Below are 18023 nucleotides of genomic sequence, written 5' to 3'. Positions count from 1 at the left end.
CGGAAGATTCCCAAGATGACTGCCCCCCAAACCGGCACCCAAACGCGTGCCACCAGCTGGGTCGAATCGGCCAACGACGGCCAGACCCATTTCCCGATCCAGAACCTGCCATACGGCCTGTTTTCGGCAAACGGCCAGGCCCCGCGCGTGGGTGTGGCGATTGGCGACCAGGTGCTGGACCTCGTCGCGCTCGACGATGCCGGCCTGCTGCCGGCGGCGGCCAAGGGCGCGTTTGCCTCGGCCAGCCTCAACCGCTTTATCGCGCTGGGCCAGCCCCTGTGGCAGGCCACCCGCGCCCGGCTGACGGCGCTGCTCTCCGGCGAAGACGCCGCGCTGCGCGATCACGCGGCGCTGCGCGCCAAGGCTTTGTTGCCGATGGCCGGCGTGACGCTGCACCTGCCGGTCGAGATCCCTGGCTACACCGATTTCTATTCGTCGCGCGAGCACGCGACCAACGTCGGCCGCATGTTCCGCGACCCGGAAAACGCGCTGCTGCCGAACTGGCTCGAAATCCCAATCGGCTACAACGGCCGCGCCAGCTCGGTGGTGGTTAGTGGCACCGCGCTGCGTCGCCCGAACGGCCAGACCAAGCTGCCGAACGAGGCGCGCCCGACCTTCGGCCCGTGCCGCAAGCTCGACTATGAGCTGGAGATGGGGTTCATCGTCGGCAAGCCGTCGGCGCTGGGCGAGCCGGTCAGCACGGGGGATGCCCCCGCGCACATGTTCGGCATGGTCATCCTCAACGACTGGAGCGCGCGCGATATCCAGCAGTGGGAATACGTGCCGCTCGGGCCGTTCAACAGCAAGTCGTTCGGGACGTCGATCTCGCCGTGGGTGGTGACGATGGAGGCGCTCGAGCCCTTCCGCCGTGACAATCCGGCACAGTCGCCCGAACCGCTGTCGTATCTGCAGCAGCAGGGCCGCAACGCCTACGACATCGCGCTCGAAATCGCGCTGCAACCGGCTGGCGCGGCGCCCAGCACGGTCTGCCGCACCAATTTCAAGGCGATGTACTGGACCATGGCGCAGCAACTGGCGCACCACACGGTGTCTGGCTGCAATGTGCGCGTCGGCGACCTGATGGGCTCGGGCACGATCAGCGGCACCACGCCCGATTCGTGCGGCAGCCTGCTGGAGACCACGCGCAATGGCGCCGAACCGGTGGCGCTGAGCGGCGGCGTGCAGCGTGGTTTCCTCGAGGATGGCGACACGGTGACCATGACCGGTTGGTGCCAGGGCGATGGCTACCGGGTCGGCTTTGGCGAGGTCACGGGGAAGATCCTGCCGGCGGCCTGATCGACACGTCCTCCGGGGCGTCCCAGCACAGGGCGGGGCGGCTGAAAAGCCGCGCCCGCCCTCGTTACATTTGCGAAGGACCGTTACTGTTGCGCCATTCCTACGGGTGCCGCTTTATGCGAGAATTCGCCCCTGACAAAAAAAGTGTGGCGAAGTTCGCCGGGTTGAAACATTTCGGTAGTTTGCCGCGATGACCGCCCGGAGCACGCTCCACGGACACCCCTCGACTGGGCGGCTCAGTGTTTGGCCGAAACCCGCCGTTAGCGCGGTATATGCGAAATCGGGGTGTCGATAACTAATTTCGGCGAAATCCTCGGATTTTGCTTCTAATTTCAGGGAAAAACGGAATCTGTTCCCCGGTGCGATGGTCGCGCGCGGGCCTGCGCACACGCGCGTGGCCAACGTTGCCCCAGGCACGGCGGGGGACGCGGGGCTCACATTCCACCCAACGCGCACGGCATGGCAATTGAATTCGGAATTCGCGCATGGGCGGCCTGTGCGCCGGCACTGCAATCCCCGGAAGCCTGGCAGGCGTGGAGTCTTGCGCCATGGCTGCCCGAGGGATCGGACCTGCCGGCGCTCTCGGCCATGGCCCCGATGTTGCGCCGACGCGTCAATGCCATCGGCCGCGCGGCGCTGCATCCCGCCTACGACACCCTCCCGCCCGACGGGGCCCCCGCCGCGCCGGCCCCGCCGGCCGTGTTTGCCTCGCGCCACGGCGACACCCGCCGCGCCTTCGACATGCTCAGCGAACTGGCAGCCGGCGAACCACTGTCGCCCACCGCGTTCGGCCTCTCTGTCCACAACGCCATTGGTGCGATGTTTACGATCGACCGGGGAGACGCCTCCAACCTCCAGGCCGTGGCGGCTGGCCGCGATACCGTGGAGACGGCCGCCTTCGAAGCCTGCGCGCTGCTGGCCGATGGGGCGGACGAGGTGCTGCTGGTCTGCTATGACGCGCCGCTGCCCGAAGCCTATGCCGAGTTCGCCGATGAGCCCGGCTGCCTGTTCGGCTGGGCCTGGCGCATCGGCAAGCCGCGCCCGGGCGAGCCGGTGTTCCGGCTCGACATCGACCATGTGCGCGAGGCGTCGGACCCCGACACCGCCCATCCGGTGCTGCCGCACGCGCTGGATGTGCTGCGATTCATGCTGACCGGCGACGCCGAGCTGTGCCACCGTGGCGAACGCGCGGTCTGGAGGTGGCAGCGCCATGGTTGAACGCCTCGACCGCGCCTGGCGCGTGTGCGCCACCGGCTTCTGCTTCTCGAGCTTCGGCGTGGGCGGCCTGCTGCTGCGCGTGCTGGTGTTCCCGGCGCTGGCGCTGCTGCCGTGGTCCACCCAGACGCGCCAGCGCGTGTGCCGCGATGTCATCCACCATGCCTTCCGGCTGTTCCTCTGGCTGATGCGCAGCGTCGGCGTCATCGGCTACGAAATCCGCCATCCAGAACGGCTGCAACGCGAGGGGATGCTGGTGGTGGCGAACCATCCGTCGCTGATCGACGTGGTGTTCCTGATGGCGCTGACGCGCCGCGCCGACTGCGTGGTGAAGTCCGGCCTGGCACGCAACCCGTTCACGCGCGGCCCGGTGCTGGCCACCGGCTGGGTGCAGAACGACAGTGGCGCGGCGATGGTCGACGACTGCATCGCCTCGCTGCGGGCCGGCAACAACCTGATCATCTTTCCGGAAGGCACGCGCACGCGCCCGGGCCAGCCGCTGCAACTCCAGCGCGGCGCGGCCAACGTGGCCGTACGCGGCGGCTTTGCGCTGACCCCGGTGGTCATCCGCTGCGAACCGCCCACGCTGACCAAGGGCGAGAAGTGGTACCACGTGCCGGTGCGGCGCCCGCGCTTCGTCATCGACGTGCACCCAGACGTGCCACCCGCGCAGTGGGTGGCGCCGGGCACCGACGACGCCATGGCCGTGCGCCACCTGACCCAATCACTATTCGAGTTTTTCTCCAGGGAGATCCGCCGTGCAGGCGCTTGAGCAAGAAATCAAGGAACTGATCATCTCGTCGCTGTCCCTCGAGGACGTGGCGGCTGACGATATCGACGCCACCGCGCCGCTGTTCATCGAAGGCCTGGGCCTCGATTCCATCGACGCACTGGAACTGGGCCTGGCGCTGCAGAAGCGCTACGGCATCACCATGAACGGCGACAAGGAGGAAATCCGCGCGCGCTTTGCCAGTGTTTCGGCGCTGGCGGCGTTCGTGGCGTCGCAGCGCGGCCAGGCCCCGGCCTGATCCGCGAGGTCATCGCAATACTGCTATACGGAGCCAGATCATGACTCACGACGAAATCTTCGCGCGGGTGGCGGCGGTTCTCGAGGAAACCTTCGAGATCGCCCCGGAGCGCATTACGCCCGAGGCGCGGCTGTATGACGACCTCGACATCGACAGCATCGACGCCGTCGACCTGCTGGTGAAGCTGAAGCCGATGCTGAACAAGCCGCTCAAGCCCGAGCAGTTCAAGTCCGTGCGCACCGTGCAGGACGTGGTGCAGGCGCTTGCGCTGCTGATCGACTCGCCGGCCACCGCCTGACGCCCGATGACCTGGCGCAAGTGGGGGCTGGGGCTGCTGACGCTGTCGTACCCGGTGGTGATCTACCTGGGTCTGCAGCACTTCTCGCCGCGCGTGATGGCGCTGGCGCTGGTCGCGCTCGCCCTGCTGCGCGCCGGCACCAGCCGCCAGGCCGGCTGGCGGGCGATGGCGGTGCTGGCGGCGGGGCTGGCCCTGATCGTGCTGGCCTCCGACCACGCGCTGCCGCTGAAGCTCTACCCGGTGCTCGTGAACGTGGCGATGCTGGGCGTGTTCGGCTGGAGCCTGCGCCATCCGCCCTCGCTGGTGGAACGCATGGCCCGGCTGCGCGAGCCGAACCTGCCGCCCAGCGGCGTGGCCTATACGCGCCGGGTGACGCAGGCCTGGTGCGTGTTCTTTATCTGCAATGGCGCCGTTGCCGCCGTGACCGCGCTGGCCGCCAGCGACCGGGTCTGGGCGCTGTACAACGGCGCGATTGCCTATGGCCTGATCGGCGCGATGTTCGCCGGCGAATGGCTGGTGCGGCAGCGCGCGCGTGCGCGGCATGCGGAGACTCGTCATGACTGAGCCCGCGCTCAGTGGTTTCACCGGCTTCACGGGCGTTGGCGCCGTGATGGCTGCCCAGGCGGCACGGGCCGCGCAAGGCGATGCCCAGGCGGCAGCGTTCGTCGCCAGTGTGGCGGCGTGGCGCCGGGCCTTCGCGGCGGCGCCAGGCGCGCGCTGGGCGCTGTACTTCGAGGGCACGGCCGATTTCGCCGCCGCGCTGTTCGGCGCGTGGCATGCCGGCAAGCACGTGGTGCTGCCCGGCGATACCCGCACGGAGACGCTCGCGGCGCTGCGCGGCCATGCCGATGGCTGGGCCGGCGAGTTGCCGGGCGGCCTGGTGCCAGCGCCCGGAACAACTCCGGGGGCAGGGGAGGCCGACTGGCTCCCGCTAAGCACGCACGACACCTGGGTCACGCTGTTCACCTCGGGGTCCACCGGCGAGCCCGGCGCCATCGACAAGCGCCTGGCCCAGCTCGACGCGGAGGTCCACACACTCCAGCAGGCCTTTGGCGCGCGGCTGCCCGCCGATGTGCGCGTGCTGAGCACGGTCTCGCACCAGCACATCTACGGCCTGCTCTTCACGGTGCTCTGGCCGCTGGCGGCGGGCCGGCCGATGCCCGGCGCGCGGCTCGCCTTCCATGAGGAACTGGTACGCGCCTGCGCGGACGACGCCCGCCCGGCGGTGCTGGTCAGCAGCCCGGCGCACCTGAAGCGTATGCCCGATGCGCTCGACTGGCCCGTCACGCGCCCGGTGCTGCAGGCGGTGTTCTCGTCCGGCGGGCCGCTCCCGCCCGAGGCTGCGGCGGACGCGCTGCGCCACACCGGCCGCTCCCCCATCGAAGTATTCGGCAGCTCCGAGACCGGCGGCATCGCCTGGCGCCAGCGCGCCGTGCAGGCGGACCGCTGGACGGCGCTGCCCGGCATCGCCTGGCGCCTGCAGGACGGCTTCCTGGCCGTGCGCTCGCCGCATCTGGCCGATGACGACTGGTACGTCTGCGCGGACCGCGCGCTGCCCGCCGGCGACGACAGCTTCGTGCTGGCCGGCCGCGCTGACCGCATCGTCAAGATCGAGGAAAAACGCGTCTCGCTGACGCAGATCGAGCAGCGGCTGGCCGCCTCGCCGCTGGTGCGGGAGGCGCGGGTCGTCATGGTCGAACTCGATGTCGGCACCCGCGTGGCCGCCGCCGTGGTGCCTGGCGACGCCGGACAGGCACTCCTCGACAYCCATGGGCGTGCCGCGTTGACCGCCGCGCTGCGCGCGCAACTGGCCGACGCCGTGGACCCGGTGGCGCTGCCGCGTCGCTGGGCCTTCGTGCCGGCGCTGCCGTGCAACGCGCAGGGCAAGACCACCGAAGCCATGCTGCGCGACCTGTTCCGCCGCACGGTGCCGGCTGCGCACTGGCTGGACGCTGAGGCCAATTCGGCCACCTCGGCCACCGCCGCGCTGGAGGTGACCGATGACCTGGCGATCTTCGACGGCCACTTCCCCGATACCCCGATCGTGCCCGGCGTGGCCCAGGTGGACTGGGTGATGGCGCTGGCGCCCCAGCGGCTGCCGATTCCGCCGCGCGAGCGCTTCGCGCGGCTGGACACGCTCAAGTTCCAGGCCGTGATCCAGCCTGGCACCACGGTGCGCATGGCGCTGACGTGGCAGCCAGACGCCCTCGCGCTCGGCTTCCGGCTGACATCCGACACCGGCCCGCACGCCAGCGGCAAGATCGTTTTTCATCCCGATACGCCATGACGCCGTTCCGTCCGGTTGTGCTCGTGCCGGTCTATGACCACGAAGGTGCCATCGGCGCCATGGTCGATGCCATCCTCGCGCATCCGCTGCCGTGCCTGCTGGTGGACGACGGCAGCAGCCCGGCCTGCGAGCAGGTGCTCCGCGAGATTGCCGCCGCGCACCCCGAGCGCGTCCGCCTGATCCGCCTGTCCGTGAATCAGGGCAAGGGCGGCGCGATCATGGCCGGCTTCACGGAGGCCGCGCGGCTTGGCTACACGCACGCGCTGCAGATCGATGCCGATGGCCAGCACGACGCCGGCTGCATTCCCCAGTTCACCGCGCTGGCGCAGGCCCAGCCTGCCGCGATGATCTGCGGCCACCCGGTCTACGACGACTCGGTGCCGCGCCTGCGGCTCTACGCGCGCTACCTGACGCACATCTGGGTCTGGATCAACACGCTCTCGTTCCAGATCAAGGATTCGATGTGCGGCCTGCGGGTCTACCCGCTGGCGGCGGTAACCGCCCTGATGCGCGACGTGGACCTCGGCCGGCGCATGGAGTTCGACACCGAGGTGCTGGTGCATCTGGTCTGGCGCGGCGTGCGCATCGTCAACGTGCCGACGCGCGTGACGTATCCGTCCGATGGCGTCTCGCACTTCCAGGCGTGGCGCGACAACGTGCTGATCTCGCGCATGCATACGCGGCTGTTCTTCGGCATGGTGTGGCGGCTGCCGCGCCTGCTCTGGCGCAGGGTGAGGCCGGCATGAGCACGGCGAAGCCTACGGCTGACGCCGCCACGCGCCGCACGCCGTCGCGCCACTGGAGCACCATCGGCGAGGCCACGTGCGTCTGGGGCGTCTGGTGCCTGTACGGGCTCTATCGCGTCTTCGGCCGCACGCTGTTCCGGGCGGTGCTGTACCCGGTGGTCACCTATTACTGGATCACGCATCCGCTGGCGCGCCGGGCGTCGATGGACTACCTCACGCGCATGGAGGCCACCGCCGGCGCGATCGGCGCGCAGCCCACCTGGCGCCATACGTTGCGCCACCTGTTCTCGTTCGCAGACACGCTGCTGGACAAGCTGCTGTCCATCGGCGGCCAGTACCGCTTCGGCAACGTCACGCGGGAAGGCCACCAGGTGCTGCTGGACCAGATCGCCAGCGGGCAGGGCGGCATCATCATGACCGCGCATATGGGCTGCCTGGAGCTGTGCCGGGTGCTGGCCAACCAGCGGCAGGGGCTGCGGCTGACCGTGCTGGTGCACACCGCCCATGCCGAGCGATTCAACCGGATCCTGTCGCGGCTCGATCCCAAATCGGGCCTCCAGCTCTATCAGGTGGACGATATCTCGCCCGCCACGGCGCTGGAACTGGCGGCCAAGGTGCAGGCGGGCGAGTTCGTGGCGATTGCTGGCGACCGCGCGCCCGCGCACGGCGGCCGGGCGGTGCGCGTGCCGTTCCTGGGCGCGCCGGCGCGTTTCCCGGTGGGCCCGTACGTGCTGGCGGGGCTGATGCGCTGCCCGCTGTACGCCATGGGCTGCGTGCGCCATGGCGACGGCCATCTGCTGCGTTTCACGGAACTCACGCGCGCGGTGACGCTCCCACGTGCGAGCCGTGACGCCGCGCTGACCGCGCTGGCCACGACTTACGCCGCATGGCTGGAGGCGCTGCTGGTGCGCTCGCCATTCGACTGGTTCAACTTCTACGACTTCTGGGCGGACGATCCGGTCCGTACCGGTCGCCAGAACGCGCAGGACGCGCGCCAGGACGCGCACTAAGCCGCGCCGCCCACCGGAGACCTATGTCCAAAGCTTTCAGCCACGAGATCACGCTGACGCCGGCGTTCCACGACCTCGACCCGATGAACGTGGTCTGGCACGGCAACTACGTGCGCTACTTCGAAGTGGCGCGCTGCGCGCTGCTCCAGCAGATCGACTACGACTACCCCCAGATGCGCGATTCCGGCTACGCGTGGCCGGTGGTGGACCTGCGCGTCAAGTACGTGCGCCCGCTGGTCTACGGCCAGTCGATGATCGTGCGCGCCACCATCGTCGAATGGGAAAACCGGCTCAAGATCGACTACGAGATCCGCGATGCGGCGTCTGGCCAGCGGCTGACCAAGGGCTATTCGATCCAGGTAGCCGTGGACATGACGACGCAGGAGATGCTCTACGTCTGCCCGCCGGTGTTGCTGCGGAAGCTCGGGGTGCCGTCGTGAGGCGCCGCCAGGTTCTGGCCGCTGCTGGCGCACTGGCGCTGGTGGTGATGTTGCCGGCGCTGCCGGCCCATGCCGACGACCTGCTGGCCTCGGTGGCCAAGCGGCTGGCCGATGCGCCCGTGATCCGGGGCCGGTTCGAGCAGACGCGCCGGCTGTCCGGCTTCAGCAATCCGCTGGTCTCGCGGGGCGATTTCGTGCTCGCGCGCGGCCGTGGCGTAGTCTGGCAGACGCGCGAGCCGTTCCCGTCGAGCCTGCTGGTCACCCCTGAGAAGCTGGTGATGCGCGGCGCCGATGGCAGCGTGCAGCAGCAGATGCAAGCCGAATCCCAGCCTGCGATGCGCGTGGTCGGCGAGTCGATGATCGCCGTGCTGCGCGGCGACCTGCGCGGGCTGTCCGCGCGTTTCGACGTGACCGGCAAGCTGGTCGGCAGCGCCGGATGGGCGCTGACGCTGATCCCAAAGGATGCCGGCATGCGGCGCGTGTTCACCCGGATCGAGCTGGCCGGCGACAAGTTCGTGCGCGACGTGCGGCTCGAGGAAGCCGGCGGCGACAGCACCGTGGTCCGCATGATCGACCCAGCCGCCGCCGCCAGGCTGACCCCGGCCGAGGAGCAGCGCTTTGAGTAACGTGGCGGGCGGCGTGGCGATGCAGGGCGGCATCACGCGGCTGGCGCGTGGGCTGGCCATCGTCTGGCTGCTGATCGTGCTGGCGATGATCGCCCATCAGGTGCAGTTCTGGCGCGGCTCGCGGCTCGATACGGATGTGATGGCGCTGCTGCCGACCAGCGAGCGCACCGCTGCGGCGGACCGCGTGCTGCGCCGGCTGGCCGACAGCGTGGCGCAGGAGGTGGTGGTGCTCGTCGGCAGCCCGGACTGGGCGCGCACGCGCGCCGCCGCGCAGCGCTTCAGCCAAGCCACGGCGCAGGGCGGCACGCTGCTGCAACCGGTGGACAAGATCGCCGCGTTCGACTTCGACAAGGCGCTCGACTTCTATCGCCCGTGGCGGGACCGCCTGCTGACCGACGCCCAGCGTCAGCAGTTGCAGCAAGGTCATCCGGACCAACTCGCCCAGCAGGCGCTGACGCGCCTCTACCAGCTCTCCACCGGGCCGCGCCTGACCGACTGGGCCGCCGATCCGCTTGGGCTGTGGCAGGACTGGTGGCTCTCCCGCGCCGCCGTGACGCGCGTGCAGGAGCGCGACGGGCTGGCCGCCTTGTCCGGCGATGGCAAGGAGTGGGTGCTGCTGACGTACCACATCACCAAACCGGCATTCTCGGTCAGCGGCAGTACCGACTACAGCGACCTGCTGCGCGCCGCCGAGGCCGCTGCGCGGCAGGGCGATGCGGACGTGCGCGTAGTGGCCGCCGGCATTCCGCTGCACGCGGAGGCCGCCGCCGCGCAGGCGAATTTCGAAATGAACGTGATCGGCTGGGGCTCGCTGGCGGCGGTGCTGCTGCTGGTCTGGCTGGCGTTCCGCTCGCTGCGGCCGATCGTGCTGGTGGGGCTGTCGCTGGCCATCGGCACGGCGGCGGCGATCTCGGCCACGGCCATCGTCTTCGACCGCGTGCACCTGATCACGCTGGTGTTCGGCGCCAGCCTGGTGGGCGTGGCGGAGGACTTCGGTATCCATTACTTCGTCTCGCGGCAGGCGCTGCCGCGCGCCACGCCGCCATCGGTCATGCGCCATCTGCTGCCGGGCATGGCGCTGGCGCTGGCGACCAGCGTGGTGGCATACCTGGCGCTCGGCATCGCGCCGTTCCCGGGGCTGCGCCAGATGGCGCTGTTCTCGGCGGTGGGGCTGGTCGCCGCGTTCCTGACCGTGGTGTTCTGGTTTCCACTGCTGGACCGGGGCGCGCTGCGGCCCACGCGGGTGTCGAGCTGGCTGGCCCAGAGCCTCGCCCGCTGGCCGCGCGTGCGGGCGGACCGGCGCACGGCGCTGGCGCTCGGGGCGCTGGCCCTGTTTATCGTGCCGGGGATCTGGCAGGTGCGGGTTGTCGATGACGTGCGCCAGCTGCAAAGCTCGCCGCCGGCGTTGATCGAGGCGCAGCGCCTCACGGGCCGCCTGCTCGGCACGCCGAGCCCCGCGCAGTTCGTGCTCGTACGCGGTGCCACGCCGGACGAGGTGCTGGCGCGCGAGGAGGCCGTCAAGGCCGCGCTGGCGCCGGCCATCCGGCGCGGCGAGCTGGCCGGCTTCCTGGCGATTTCCGACTGGGTGCCGTCCGCCGCCCGCCAACGCGCGGACGCCGCGCTGGCCGGCCGTCAAGAAGCTGCCGTGCGCGAGCGGGTGGCCCGCACGCTGGGTGGGTCGATTGCCGCGCCGGCGGCGTCCCCGGCCGACGCCGTGCTGACGCTGCCCGCCTGGCTGGCCAATCCGGTCTCGGGCACGCTGCGTCATCTGTGGCTGGACCGCGAGGGCAGCGGCTACGCCAGCGTGATGTTGCTGCGCGGGCTGGAAAATCCGGCAGTCATGTCTGGCATCGCCGCCGCCGTTAACACGGTGCAGGGTGCCGAGTGGGCCGACCGCATCGCCGATCTGTCCTTCCTGCTGCACCATTACCGCGTGCTGATGAGCTGGCTGCTGCTGGCCGGTGCGGCCGGCGTGGCCCTGCTGCTGGCGTGGCGCTATGGCCGCGAGGGTTGGCGCGCGCTGGCGCCCACGCTGCTGGCCGCCGCCTTCAGCGTGGCCGTGCTGGGCTGGCTCGGCGTGCCGTTGCAACTGTTTTCGGTGCTGGCGCTGGCGTTGCTGCTCGGCGTAGGTGTCGATTACGGCATATTTTTGCTCGAGCATCCCGGCGATGGCGTGTCCTGGACCGCCATCGTGCTCGGGGCGGCCAGCACGCTGCTGGCGTTCGGGCTGCTCGCACTGTCTTCCACGCCGGCGCTGCATGCGTTCGGCATGACCATGCTTTCGGGCGTGGGCGCGGTCTGGGTGCTGTCGCCATGGTTCCGGCCATTGCCCCGGCATGCCTCACAACAACAAGCTGAACAGGGTTGATTGATATGAAAACGGAACAGGTGGAGGTTTTGATCGTCGGCGCCGGGCCCGCTGGCTCGGTGGCGGCTGGCCTGCTGCGCAAGCGCGGCGTCCAGGTGCTGGTCATCGAGAAGGAGACGTTCCCGCGCTTCTCCATCGGCGAGAGCCTGTTGCCGCAGAGCATGGAATACATCGAGGAAGCCGGCATGCTGCAGGCCGTGGTGGAGGCCGGGTTCCAGTACAAGAACGGCGCCGCCTTCGCCCGGGGCGACCGCTACACGGAATTCGACTTCCGCGACAAGTTCTCCAAGGGCTGGGGCACCACCTACCAGGTGCAGCGCGCGCATTTCGACGACGTGCTGATCCGCGAGGCCGAGAAGCAGGGCGCCGAGGTGCGCTTCCGCCACGTGGTGGAAGCGGTGGATGTCACCGGCGCGCAGCCGGTGGTCACAGTGCGCGACCCGGACGGGCAGGCGTACAACGTGCAGGCGAAGTGCCTGCTCGATGCCTCCGGCTTCGGTCGCATCCTGCCGCGCCTGCTGAAGCTCGAGTCCCCGTCGAACTTCCCGGTACGCGCAGCCATCTTCACGCACGTGGAAGACCGCGTGGCGCCCGGCACCTTCGACCGCAACAAGATCCGCATCGGCGTGCATCCCGAGCATGTCGATGTCTGGTACTGGACCATTCCGTTCTCGAACGGCCGCTGCTCGCAGGGCGTGGTGGCGGAGAAGTCCTTCCTGGACCAGTATCCGGGCGACGAGATGACCAAGCTGAAGCAGCTGGTCAGCGAGGAACCGGGGCTGGCGCACCTGCTGCGCGACGCCAACTGGGACACGCCGGCGCGGCAGATCGTCGGCTATTCGGCCAACGTCAGCTCGCTCTGGGGCAATGGCTACGCGCTGCTCGGCAATGCCGGCGAGTTCCTGGACCCGGTGTTCTCGTCGGGCGTGACCATCGCCTTCAAATCGGCCAGCCTGGCCACCGCCTGCCTCGCCCGCCAGCTGGCCGGCGAGACCGTGGACTGGGAGGCCGACTACGCCAAGCCGCTGAAGGCCGGCGTGGATTGCTTCCGCACCTTCGTCGAAGCCTGGTACGAAGGCCGCTTCCAGACCCTGATCTTCCATCCGAACGCCACGCCCGAGATTCGCCGGATGATCTCGTCGATTCTGGCCGGCTACGCCTGGGACCGCAGCAACCCCTTCGTGGCCGAGTCCCGGCGGCGCCTCAACGTGCTGGAGCAGCTTTGCGCGGTCTGAGGCTGACGTGTTCGATATTGGCCGGCGCGGCGTTTGCCGTGCTGGCCGGTTGCGCCGCGACGCCGCCGGCCGGCCCCACGCCGCCCGTGGCGGAAGCGGGCCGCCCGGCGGTGCCGCTGCTGCGCCTGCCGCCCGCGTCGCTCGGTCGCACCCTGCATCTGCAGCAGCAGATCACGGTGCGCTATCCGTCGCCGCAGGGCGAGCAGACGCGGGACATCCTCGCGCTGCTGGAGGCCGACGCCGGCCACACCCGGCTGGCCGCGCTGGCCGGCGGACAGGTGCTGGCCCGGCTGGACTGGGACGGCAGTGACCTGCACGTGACACGCGCGCCATGGGCGCCCGCGGAACTCGTGCCGGAGCGTATCCTCAGTGATCTGCAGTTGTCGCTCTGGCCCGTGGCGGCCATTCGCGCGGCGCTGCCGCCGGGCTGGCGCCTGGACGCCACGCCGGCCATGCGCCGCCTGCTGGCCGGTGACGAACTCGTGGCCGAGATCCGCTATCCCGACGCCGCCACCACGGAATTCGTGCAGCGCCGCGACGGCTACCGGCTGACCATCCGCACGCTGCAGGGCGAAGGAGCACGGCCATGACGATCTTCCTGAACGCGATGAATGTCATCTGCGCGCTGGGCAGCGGCAACGACGCCGTGCGCGCCGCGCTGTGGCGCACGGACGGCCCGACGGGCGGCGAAGTCACTGACCGCTACACGCCCGGCACGCCGCTGCACCTGGGCACCGTGCGCGAGCCGGTGGCCGCCACCGACCTGCCGGCTGGCATCGCCCCCGCGCTGTTCAGCCGCAACAATGCGCTGCTGGACCGCACGCTGGACGCGCTGCGCCCCGCCGTGGAAGCTGCCATCGCCCGCGTGGGTCCGACCCGCGTGGCCATCGTGCTCGGCACCAGCACCTCGGGTATCAGCGACGGCGAGCTGGCCGTGCGCGCGCGGCACGCGGCCGGCACGTGGCCGGATGCCTTCCACTATGGCCAGCAGGAGCTGGGCTCGCCCGCGCAGTACCTCGCGCTGGCGCTGGGCACGGCCGGGCCGGCCTATACGATTTCCACGGCGTGCTCGTCGAGCGCGAAGGCGCTGGCCGCCGCCGCGCGGCTGCTGGAACAGGGCATGGCCGATGTCGCCATCGCCGGTGGCGTGGATACGCTGTGCGCGTTCACGATCGCCGGCTTCCGCTCGCTCGACTCAGTCAGCGCGGAGCGGTGCAATCCGCTGTCGGCCCATCGCCACGGCATCAACCTGGGCGAGGGCGCGGCATTGTTCCTGATGTCGCGCGAGGCCGGGCCGGTGCGGCTGGCCGGCTGGGGCGAGACGTCCGATGCACACCATATGTCCGCGCCCGACCCGGCCGGCGCGGGCGCCCGCGCCGCCATGCAGGAGGCCCTGACGCGCGCTGGCGTGCAGCCGGCGGACATCGACTACCTGAACCTGCACGGCACGGCCACCGAGCAGAACGACGCGATGGAATCCCGCGCCGTGGCGGACCTGCTCGGACACGACGTGCCGGTCAGCTCGACCAAGCCGCAGACCGGGCACACGCTGGGCGCTGCCGGCGCCGTGGAAGCGGCGCTGATGGTGCTGACCATGACCGACAACCCGCGTGGCCGGCTGCCGGCCCACTGGTGGGACGGCGCGGCCGATCCGACGCTGCCGCCGCTGCACGTGGTGGGCGCGGACGAGTCGCTGGGCCGGGCCCCGCGCTACGTGATGAGCAATTCGTTCGCCTTCGGCGGCAGCAACAGCGTGCTGGTGATGGGGGAGGGCTGACGTGACGGCATCTGACACGCAGCCTGACTTCACGCCACTCCTGCCGCCGGTGTCCGAAGTGGTGCCCCACGCGGGCGCCATGCGGCTGATCGACGAACTGGTTGAGGCCGATGGCGAGCACTGCGTGGCCCGCGCCACGGTGCGCGCCACGCAGTTGTTCGTGGACGATGCCGGCATGCCCGGCTGGGTCGGTATCGAATATATGGCCCAGACGATTGCCGCCTGGGCCGGTGTGCGCGAGCGCGCGGCGGGCCGCCCGCCGGGGCTGGGCTTCCTGCTCGGCTCGCGCCGCTATGCCTGCGACGTGCCCGCATTTCCGGTGGGCAGCGTACTGACCATCCGCACCCAGGTGGAACTGATCGGGGACAACGGCCTCGGCATGTTCGCCTGCACGCTCGAGATGGATGGCCGCGACGTGGCGCGCGCCAATGTTTCCGTTTTCCAGCCTGCGGACGCGCAGGCGTTTCTCCAGGGGCAGCAAGCATGACGAACAAGACCGTGCTGGTCACGGGCTCCTCGCGCGGCATTGGCCGCGCCATTGCGCTGCGGCTCGCGCGCGACGGCTACGACGTGGTGGTGCACTGCCGCGCCCGCCGGGACGACGCCGACTCCGTGGCCGACGCCGTGCGCGCCTTCGGCCGCAACGCGCGCGTGCTGGCCTTCGACATCAGCGACCGCCAGGCCACCGCCACCGTGCTGCATGCCGACATCGAGGAACACGGCACCTACTACGGCGTGGTCTGCAACGCTGGCATCGCGCGGGACGCGGCGTTCCCGGCCATGAGCGGGGAGGAGTGGGACGAGGTGGTGCATACCAACCTCGACGCCTTCTACAACGTGCTCAACCCGCTGGTGATGCCGATGGTGCAGCGCCGCCAGCCGGGCCGCATCGTCACGCTGTCGTCGGTGTCCGGGCTGGTGGGTAACCGCGGCCAGACCAACTACAGCGCCGCCAAGGCCGGCATCATCGGCGCCACCAAGGCGCTCGCCATCGAATTGGCCAAGCGCCATATCACGGTGAACTGCGTGGCGCCGGGGCTGATCGACACGGAAATGGTGGACGAGCATGTGCGCGAGGAAGCGCTGAAGATGATTCCCGCGCGGCGCATGGGCACGCCGGACGAGGTGGCGGCCACGGTGGCCTTCCTGCTCTCGCCGGATGCCGGTTACATTACACGGCAGGTGATTTCGGTGAACGGGGGGATGTTCGGATGAAGCGGGTTGTCGTAACCGGCGCGGGCGCAATCAGCGCATTGGGCAACGACTGGACCACGGTGCGCGCGCGCCTGGCCAGCGGCCGCAATGCCGTGGTGCAGATGCCGGAGTGGGCCGACATCAAGGGCCTGAACACGCAGCTGGCGGCACCGGTGCCGCCGTTCGCGCTGCCGGCCCACTACACGCGCAAGGCCACGCGGTCCATGGGGCGGGTCGCCCTGATGGCGGTGCTGGCCAGCGAGGCCGCGCTGGCGGATGCCGGGCTGACCGGCCATCCGATCATCACGGGCGGGCAGATGGGCATCGCCTACGGCTCGTCCACGGGCACGCCGTCCGCGATCCAGGACTTTGGCCGGATGATGAGCGAGCGCACCACCGAGGACATCAGCGCCACCACCTATATCCGCATGATGCCGCACACCACGGCGGTCAATATCGGGGTGTTCTTCGGCATCACCGGACGGATTCTGACCACGTCGAGCGCGTGTACGTCCGGCAGCCAGGGGATCGGCTACGCCTACGAGACGATCCGCGCGGGCCGGCAGGAGGCGATGCTGGCTGGCGGCGGCGAGGAACTGGATGCGACCGAGGCGGCCGTCTTCGACACGCTGTTCGCCACCAGCACGCGCAACGACGCCCCCGAGGCCACGCCGCGCCCGTTCGACGCAGACCGCGACGGGCTGGTGCTGGGCGAGGGCGCCGGCACGCTGGTGCTCGAGGAACTGGAGCACGCCCAGGCGCGCGGCGCGCGCATCCTGGCGGAGATCGTCGGCTACGGCACCAACAGCGACGGCGCGCACGTGACCCAGCCGCAGGCCGCGACGATGGCCGTGGCCATGCGGCAGGCGCTGGAGGACGCCGGGCTGGCGCCGGATCGCATCGGCTATGTCAATGCGCACGGCACGGCCACCGACCATGGCGACATCGCCGAATCCCACGCCACGCACGCGGTGCTGGGTGGCGCCGTGCCGGTCAGCTCGCTGAAGAGCTACCTCGGCCATACGCTGGGCGCGTGCGGGGCGCTGGAGGCGTGGATGACCATCGAGATGATGCGCGACGGCTGGTTCGCGCCCACGGTGAACCTCGTCAACCCGGATCCGCGCTGCGCGCCGCTGGACTACATCATGGGCGAAGGCCGCCGACTCGACACCGGGTACGTGATGAGCAACAATTTCGCGTTCGGTGGCATCAACACCTCGCTGGTGTTCCGCCGCTGGGACGCCTGAGCAGGAAGCCGTACCCGAGCCGTACCGCCGTTTTCATCCCTCAACAATCAAGAACAAAGGAAGGTCAATGAAATTCGCTCTCCCGCTGGTTGCCCTCGCCTGTGCAGGCACGCTGCTGTCCACCCCTGCCGCCGCGCGCGACACCAAGTACATGCTGCCGTTCCAGGACGTCCTGAACATGCCGGAAGCCAAGGAAAAGCTCGACGGCTCGGTTGCGTTCTACCTGGCCGGCCAGAAGACGCCGAAGGTGCTCGAGAAGAAGGACAGCGACGTCTCGAACAAAAAGACCAACGGCGTGGGCAAGGCCGATGAGGAAGCGTGCCGCTGGGCCGCGCTCTCGGCGCTGATCTCGTTCCAGGACAAGGCCAAGTCGCTGGGCGTGAATGCGGTGGTGGACATGGTGAGCTATTACAAGAAGGACACCAACGCCAGCAACACCGAGTACGAATGCCACGCCGGCGCCGTGGTGGTGGGCGTGACGCTGAAGGGCACCTACGCCAAGGTGGCCGCCAAGTAAGGCGCCATCGACGGGACCTGTTTGAGACGTTTTCAGGACGATTGCCATGCCGCTCGCGCTGCGCACAGGATCGGTCATGGCATTCGCGGCCATGGCGCCGCCCGTCAGCCGTTGGATGTCACCCGAGGAACTGGCGCGGCTGGCCGCCATGCGTGCCCGGGCCCGCGCCGAGCAGTTCGCGGCGGGCCGCTGGCTCGCCCGGCGGCTGCTGGCGGTGACGTTCGGCGGGGAGGCGGCGGAATGGTCGCTGTCGGCCGCCGAGGATGCGCCGCCGCTGGCGACCCATACCAGGGGGGCCGTCGGCACGCCGGTATTCCTGTCGATTGCCCATTCGGGTGATCACCTCGCTTGCGCCGTGTCCGACCTGCCGGTTGGCATCGACATCGAGGACATGCAGCCGCGCAAGCACCTGGACACGCTGATCGAGGCCACCACCACGGAGGCCGAGCGCGACGCGTTGCCGGCCTTGCTGGACGTGGGTGACGAGTTGGCGAAGCTGGAGGCGTTCTACGAGCTCTGGACGCTCAAGGAAGCCTGGATCAAGTGCCACGGCGGCAATCTGTTCCGGACCATGATGGGCCACGTGGTGGAAGCCGTGCCGGTGCAGATGGCGCACGCCAATGGCATCACATGGCGGCGCGATGACGCGGTGCTGGCGCTGACGGCTTCGGCGCCGCTGGCCTCGGTGTCGGTGCCCAATCCGGCCGGATGGCGCCTCCGCGCGCAGCAGATCGACTAG

General features: G+C 69.9%; 20 protein-coding genes. All 20 read left to right on the top strand.

The genetic code is table 11. The annotated features are described in order from the left end of the window. Positions 1 to 15: 15 nt before the first annotated feature. Positions 16 to 1296, top strand: coding sequence for a fumarylacetoacetase (fahA, locus tag AC1DFU_RS23820; RefSeq protein WP_092299783.1), 1281 nt, complete (start codon positions 16 to 18; stop codon positions 1294 to 1296). A gap of 459 nt (positions 1297 to 1755) precedes the next feature. Beyond that, positions 1756 to 2514 carry a beta-ketoacyl synthase chain length factor gene (locus AC1DFU_RS23815; RefSeq protein WP_441593457.1) on the top strand — a complete coding sequence of 253 codons (759 nt, stop codon included), beginning with the start codon at positions 1756 to 1758 and terminating at the stop codon, positions 2512 to 2514. Further along, on the top strand, positions 2507 to 3283 hold the full coding sequence (locus AC1DFU_RS23810; protein WP_092299789.1) for a lysophospholipid acyltransferase family protein: 777 nt from the start codon (positions 2507 to 2509) through the stop codon (positions 3281 to 3283). The genes AC1DFU_RS23815 and AC1DFU_RS23810 overlap by 8 nt, the downstream gene beginning before the upstream one ends. Further along, positions 3270 to 3539, top strand: coding sequence for a phosphopantetheine-binding protein (locus tag AC1DFU_RS23805; protein WP_092299792.1), 270 nt, complete (start codon positions 3270 to 3272; stop codon positions 3537 to 3539). Before AC1DFU_RS23810 ends, AC1DFU_RS23805 begins: the two co-directional genes overlap by 14 nt. A 40-nt stretch (positions 3540 to 3579) precedes the next feature. Then, positions 3580 to 3837, top strand: coding sequence for an acyl carrier protein (locus AC1DFU_RS23800; RefSeq protein ID WP_092299795.1), 258 nt, complete (start codon positions 3580 to 3582; stop codon positions 3835 to 3837). A gap of 6 nt (positions 3838 to 3843) precedes the next feature. After that, positions 3844 to 4401: a COG4648 family protein gene (locus AC1DFU_RS23795; protein WP_441593456.1), complete on the top strand. Its 558-nt coding sequence runs from the start codon at positions 3844 to 3846 to the stop codon at positions 4399 to 4401. Beyond that, the gene (locus AC1DFU_RS23790; protein WP_477159881.1) at positions 4394 to 6124 is read left to right on the top strand and encodes an ApeI family dehydratase; all 1731 of its coding nucleotides are present in this window, start codon (positions 4394 to 4396) and stop codon (positions 6122 to 6124) included. Before AC1DFU_RS23795 ends, AC1DFU_RS23790 begins: the two co-directional genes overlap by 8 nt. Then, on the top strand, positions 6121 to 6870 hold the full coding sequence (locus tag AC1DFU_RS23785; RefSeq protein ID WP_092299801.1) for a glycosyltransferase family 2 protein: 750 nt from the start codon (positions 6121 to 6123) through the stop codon (positions 6868 to 6870). The genes AC1DFU_RS23790 and AC1DFU_RS23785 overlap by 4 nt, the downstream gene beginning before the upstream one ends. Further along, a complete protein-coding gene (locus AC1DFU_RS23780; RefSeq protein WP_441593454.1) occupies positions 6867 to 7880 on the top strand; it encodes an LpxL/LpxP family acyltransferase in 1014 nt (337 codons plus the stop codon). The genes AC1DFU_RS23785 and AC1DFU_RS23780 overlap by 4 nt, the downstream gene beginning before the upstream one ends. 23 nt (positions 7881 to 7903) lie before the next feature. After that, positions 7904 to 8320 (top strand): acyl-CoA thioesterase, encoded by a 417-nt coding sequence (locus AC1DFU_RS23775; RefSeq protein WP_441593453.1) that lies wholly within the window; start codon positions 7904 to 7906, stop codon positions 8318 to 8320. Beyond that, the gene (locus tag AC1DFU_RS23770) at positions 8317 to 8946 is read left to right on the top strand and encodes an outer membrane lipoprotein carrier protein LolA (protein WP_441593452.1); all 630 of its coding nucleotides are present in this window, start codon (positions 8317 to 8319) and stop codon (positions 8944 to 8946) included. Before AC1DFU_RS23775 ends, AC1DFU_RS23770 begins: the two co-directional genes overlap by 4 nt. 1 nt (position 8947) lies before the next feature. Then, complete coding sequence (locus tag AC1DFU_RS23765; protein WP_441593504.1) at positions 8948 to 11314, top strand: MMPL family transporter; 2367 nt, start codon at positions 8948 to 8950, stop codon at positions 11312 to 11314. Between the two features lie 5 nt (positions 11315 to 11319). Beyond that, a complete protein-coding gene (locus AC1DFU_RS23760) occupies positions 11320 to 12549 on the top strand; it encodes an NAD(P)/FAD-dependent oxidoreductase (RefSeq protein WP_441593451.1) in 1230 nt (409 codons plus the stop codon). Next, positions 12537 to 13139, top strand: a complete 603-nt coding sequence (locus AC1DFU_RS23755; RefSeq protein WP_092299813.1) for a DUF3261 domain-containing protein — start codon at positions 12537 to 12539, stop codon at positions 13137 to 13139. Before AC1DFU_RS23760 ends, AC1DFU_RS23755 begins: the two co-directional genes overlap by 13 nt. Continuing rightward, complete coding sequence (locus tag AC1DFU_RS23750) at positions 13136 to 14326, top strand: beta-ketoacyl-ACP synthase (RefSeq protein WP_441593450.1); 1191 nt, start codon at positions 13136 to 13138, stop codon at positions 14324 to 14326. Before AC1DFU_RS23755 ends, AC1DFU_RS23750 begins: the two co-directional genes overlap by 4 nt. A 1-nt stretch (position 14327) precedes the next feature. Beyond that, complete coding sequence (locus tag AC1DFU_RS23745) at positions 14328 to 14813, top strand: hotdog family protein (protein ID WP_255370950.1); 486 nt, start codon at positions 14328 to 14330, stop codon at positions 14811 to 14813. Beyond that, complete coding sequence (gene fabG / locus AC1DFU_RS23740) at positions 14810 to 15541, top strand: 3-oxoacyl-ACP reductase FabG (protein WP_441593449.1); 732 nt, start codon at positions 14810 to 14812, stop codon at positions 15539 to 15541. The genes AC1DFU_RS23745 and fabG overlap by 4 nt, the downstream gene beginning before the upstream one ends. Further along, positions 15538 to 16767 carry a beta-ketoacyl-ACP synthase gene (locus tag AC1DFU_RS23735; RefSeq protein ID WP_441593448.1) on the top strand — a complete coding sequence of 410 codons (1230 nt, stop codon included), beginning with the start codon at positions 15538 to 15540 and terminating at the stop codon, positions 16765 to 16767. The genes fabG and AC1DFU_RS23735 overlap by 4 nt, the downstream gene beginning before the upstream one ends. Before the next feature lie 67 nt (positions 16768 to 16834). After that, positions 16835 to 17284 (top strand): excinuclease ATPase subunit, encoded by a 450-nt coding sequence (locus AC1DFU_RS23730; protein ID WP_092299825.1) that lies wholly within the window; start codon positions 16835 to 16837, stop codon positions 17282 to 17284. A gap of 76 nt (positions 17285 to 17360) precedes the next feature. Next, entirely contained in the window at positions 17361 to 18023 is a 663-nt protein-coding gene (locus AC1DFU_RS23725; protein WP_441593447.1) for a 4'-phosphopantetheinyl transferase family protein, read from the top strand.

The sequence above is a fragment of the Cupriavidus sp. 10L45 genome, from assembly GCF_056395225.1.
The sequence above is the reverse complement of the archived record's forward strand: the minus strand, read 5'-3'. Positions and strand labels throughout refer to the sequence as shown.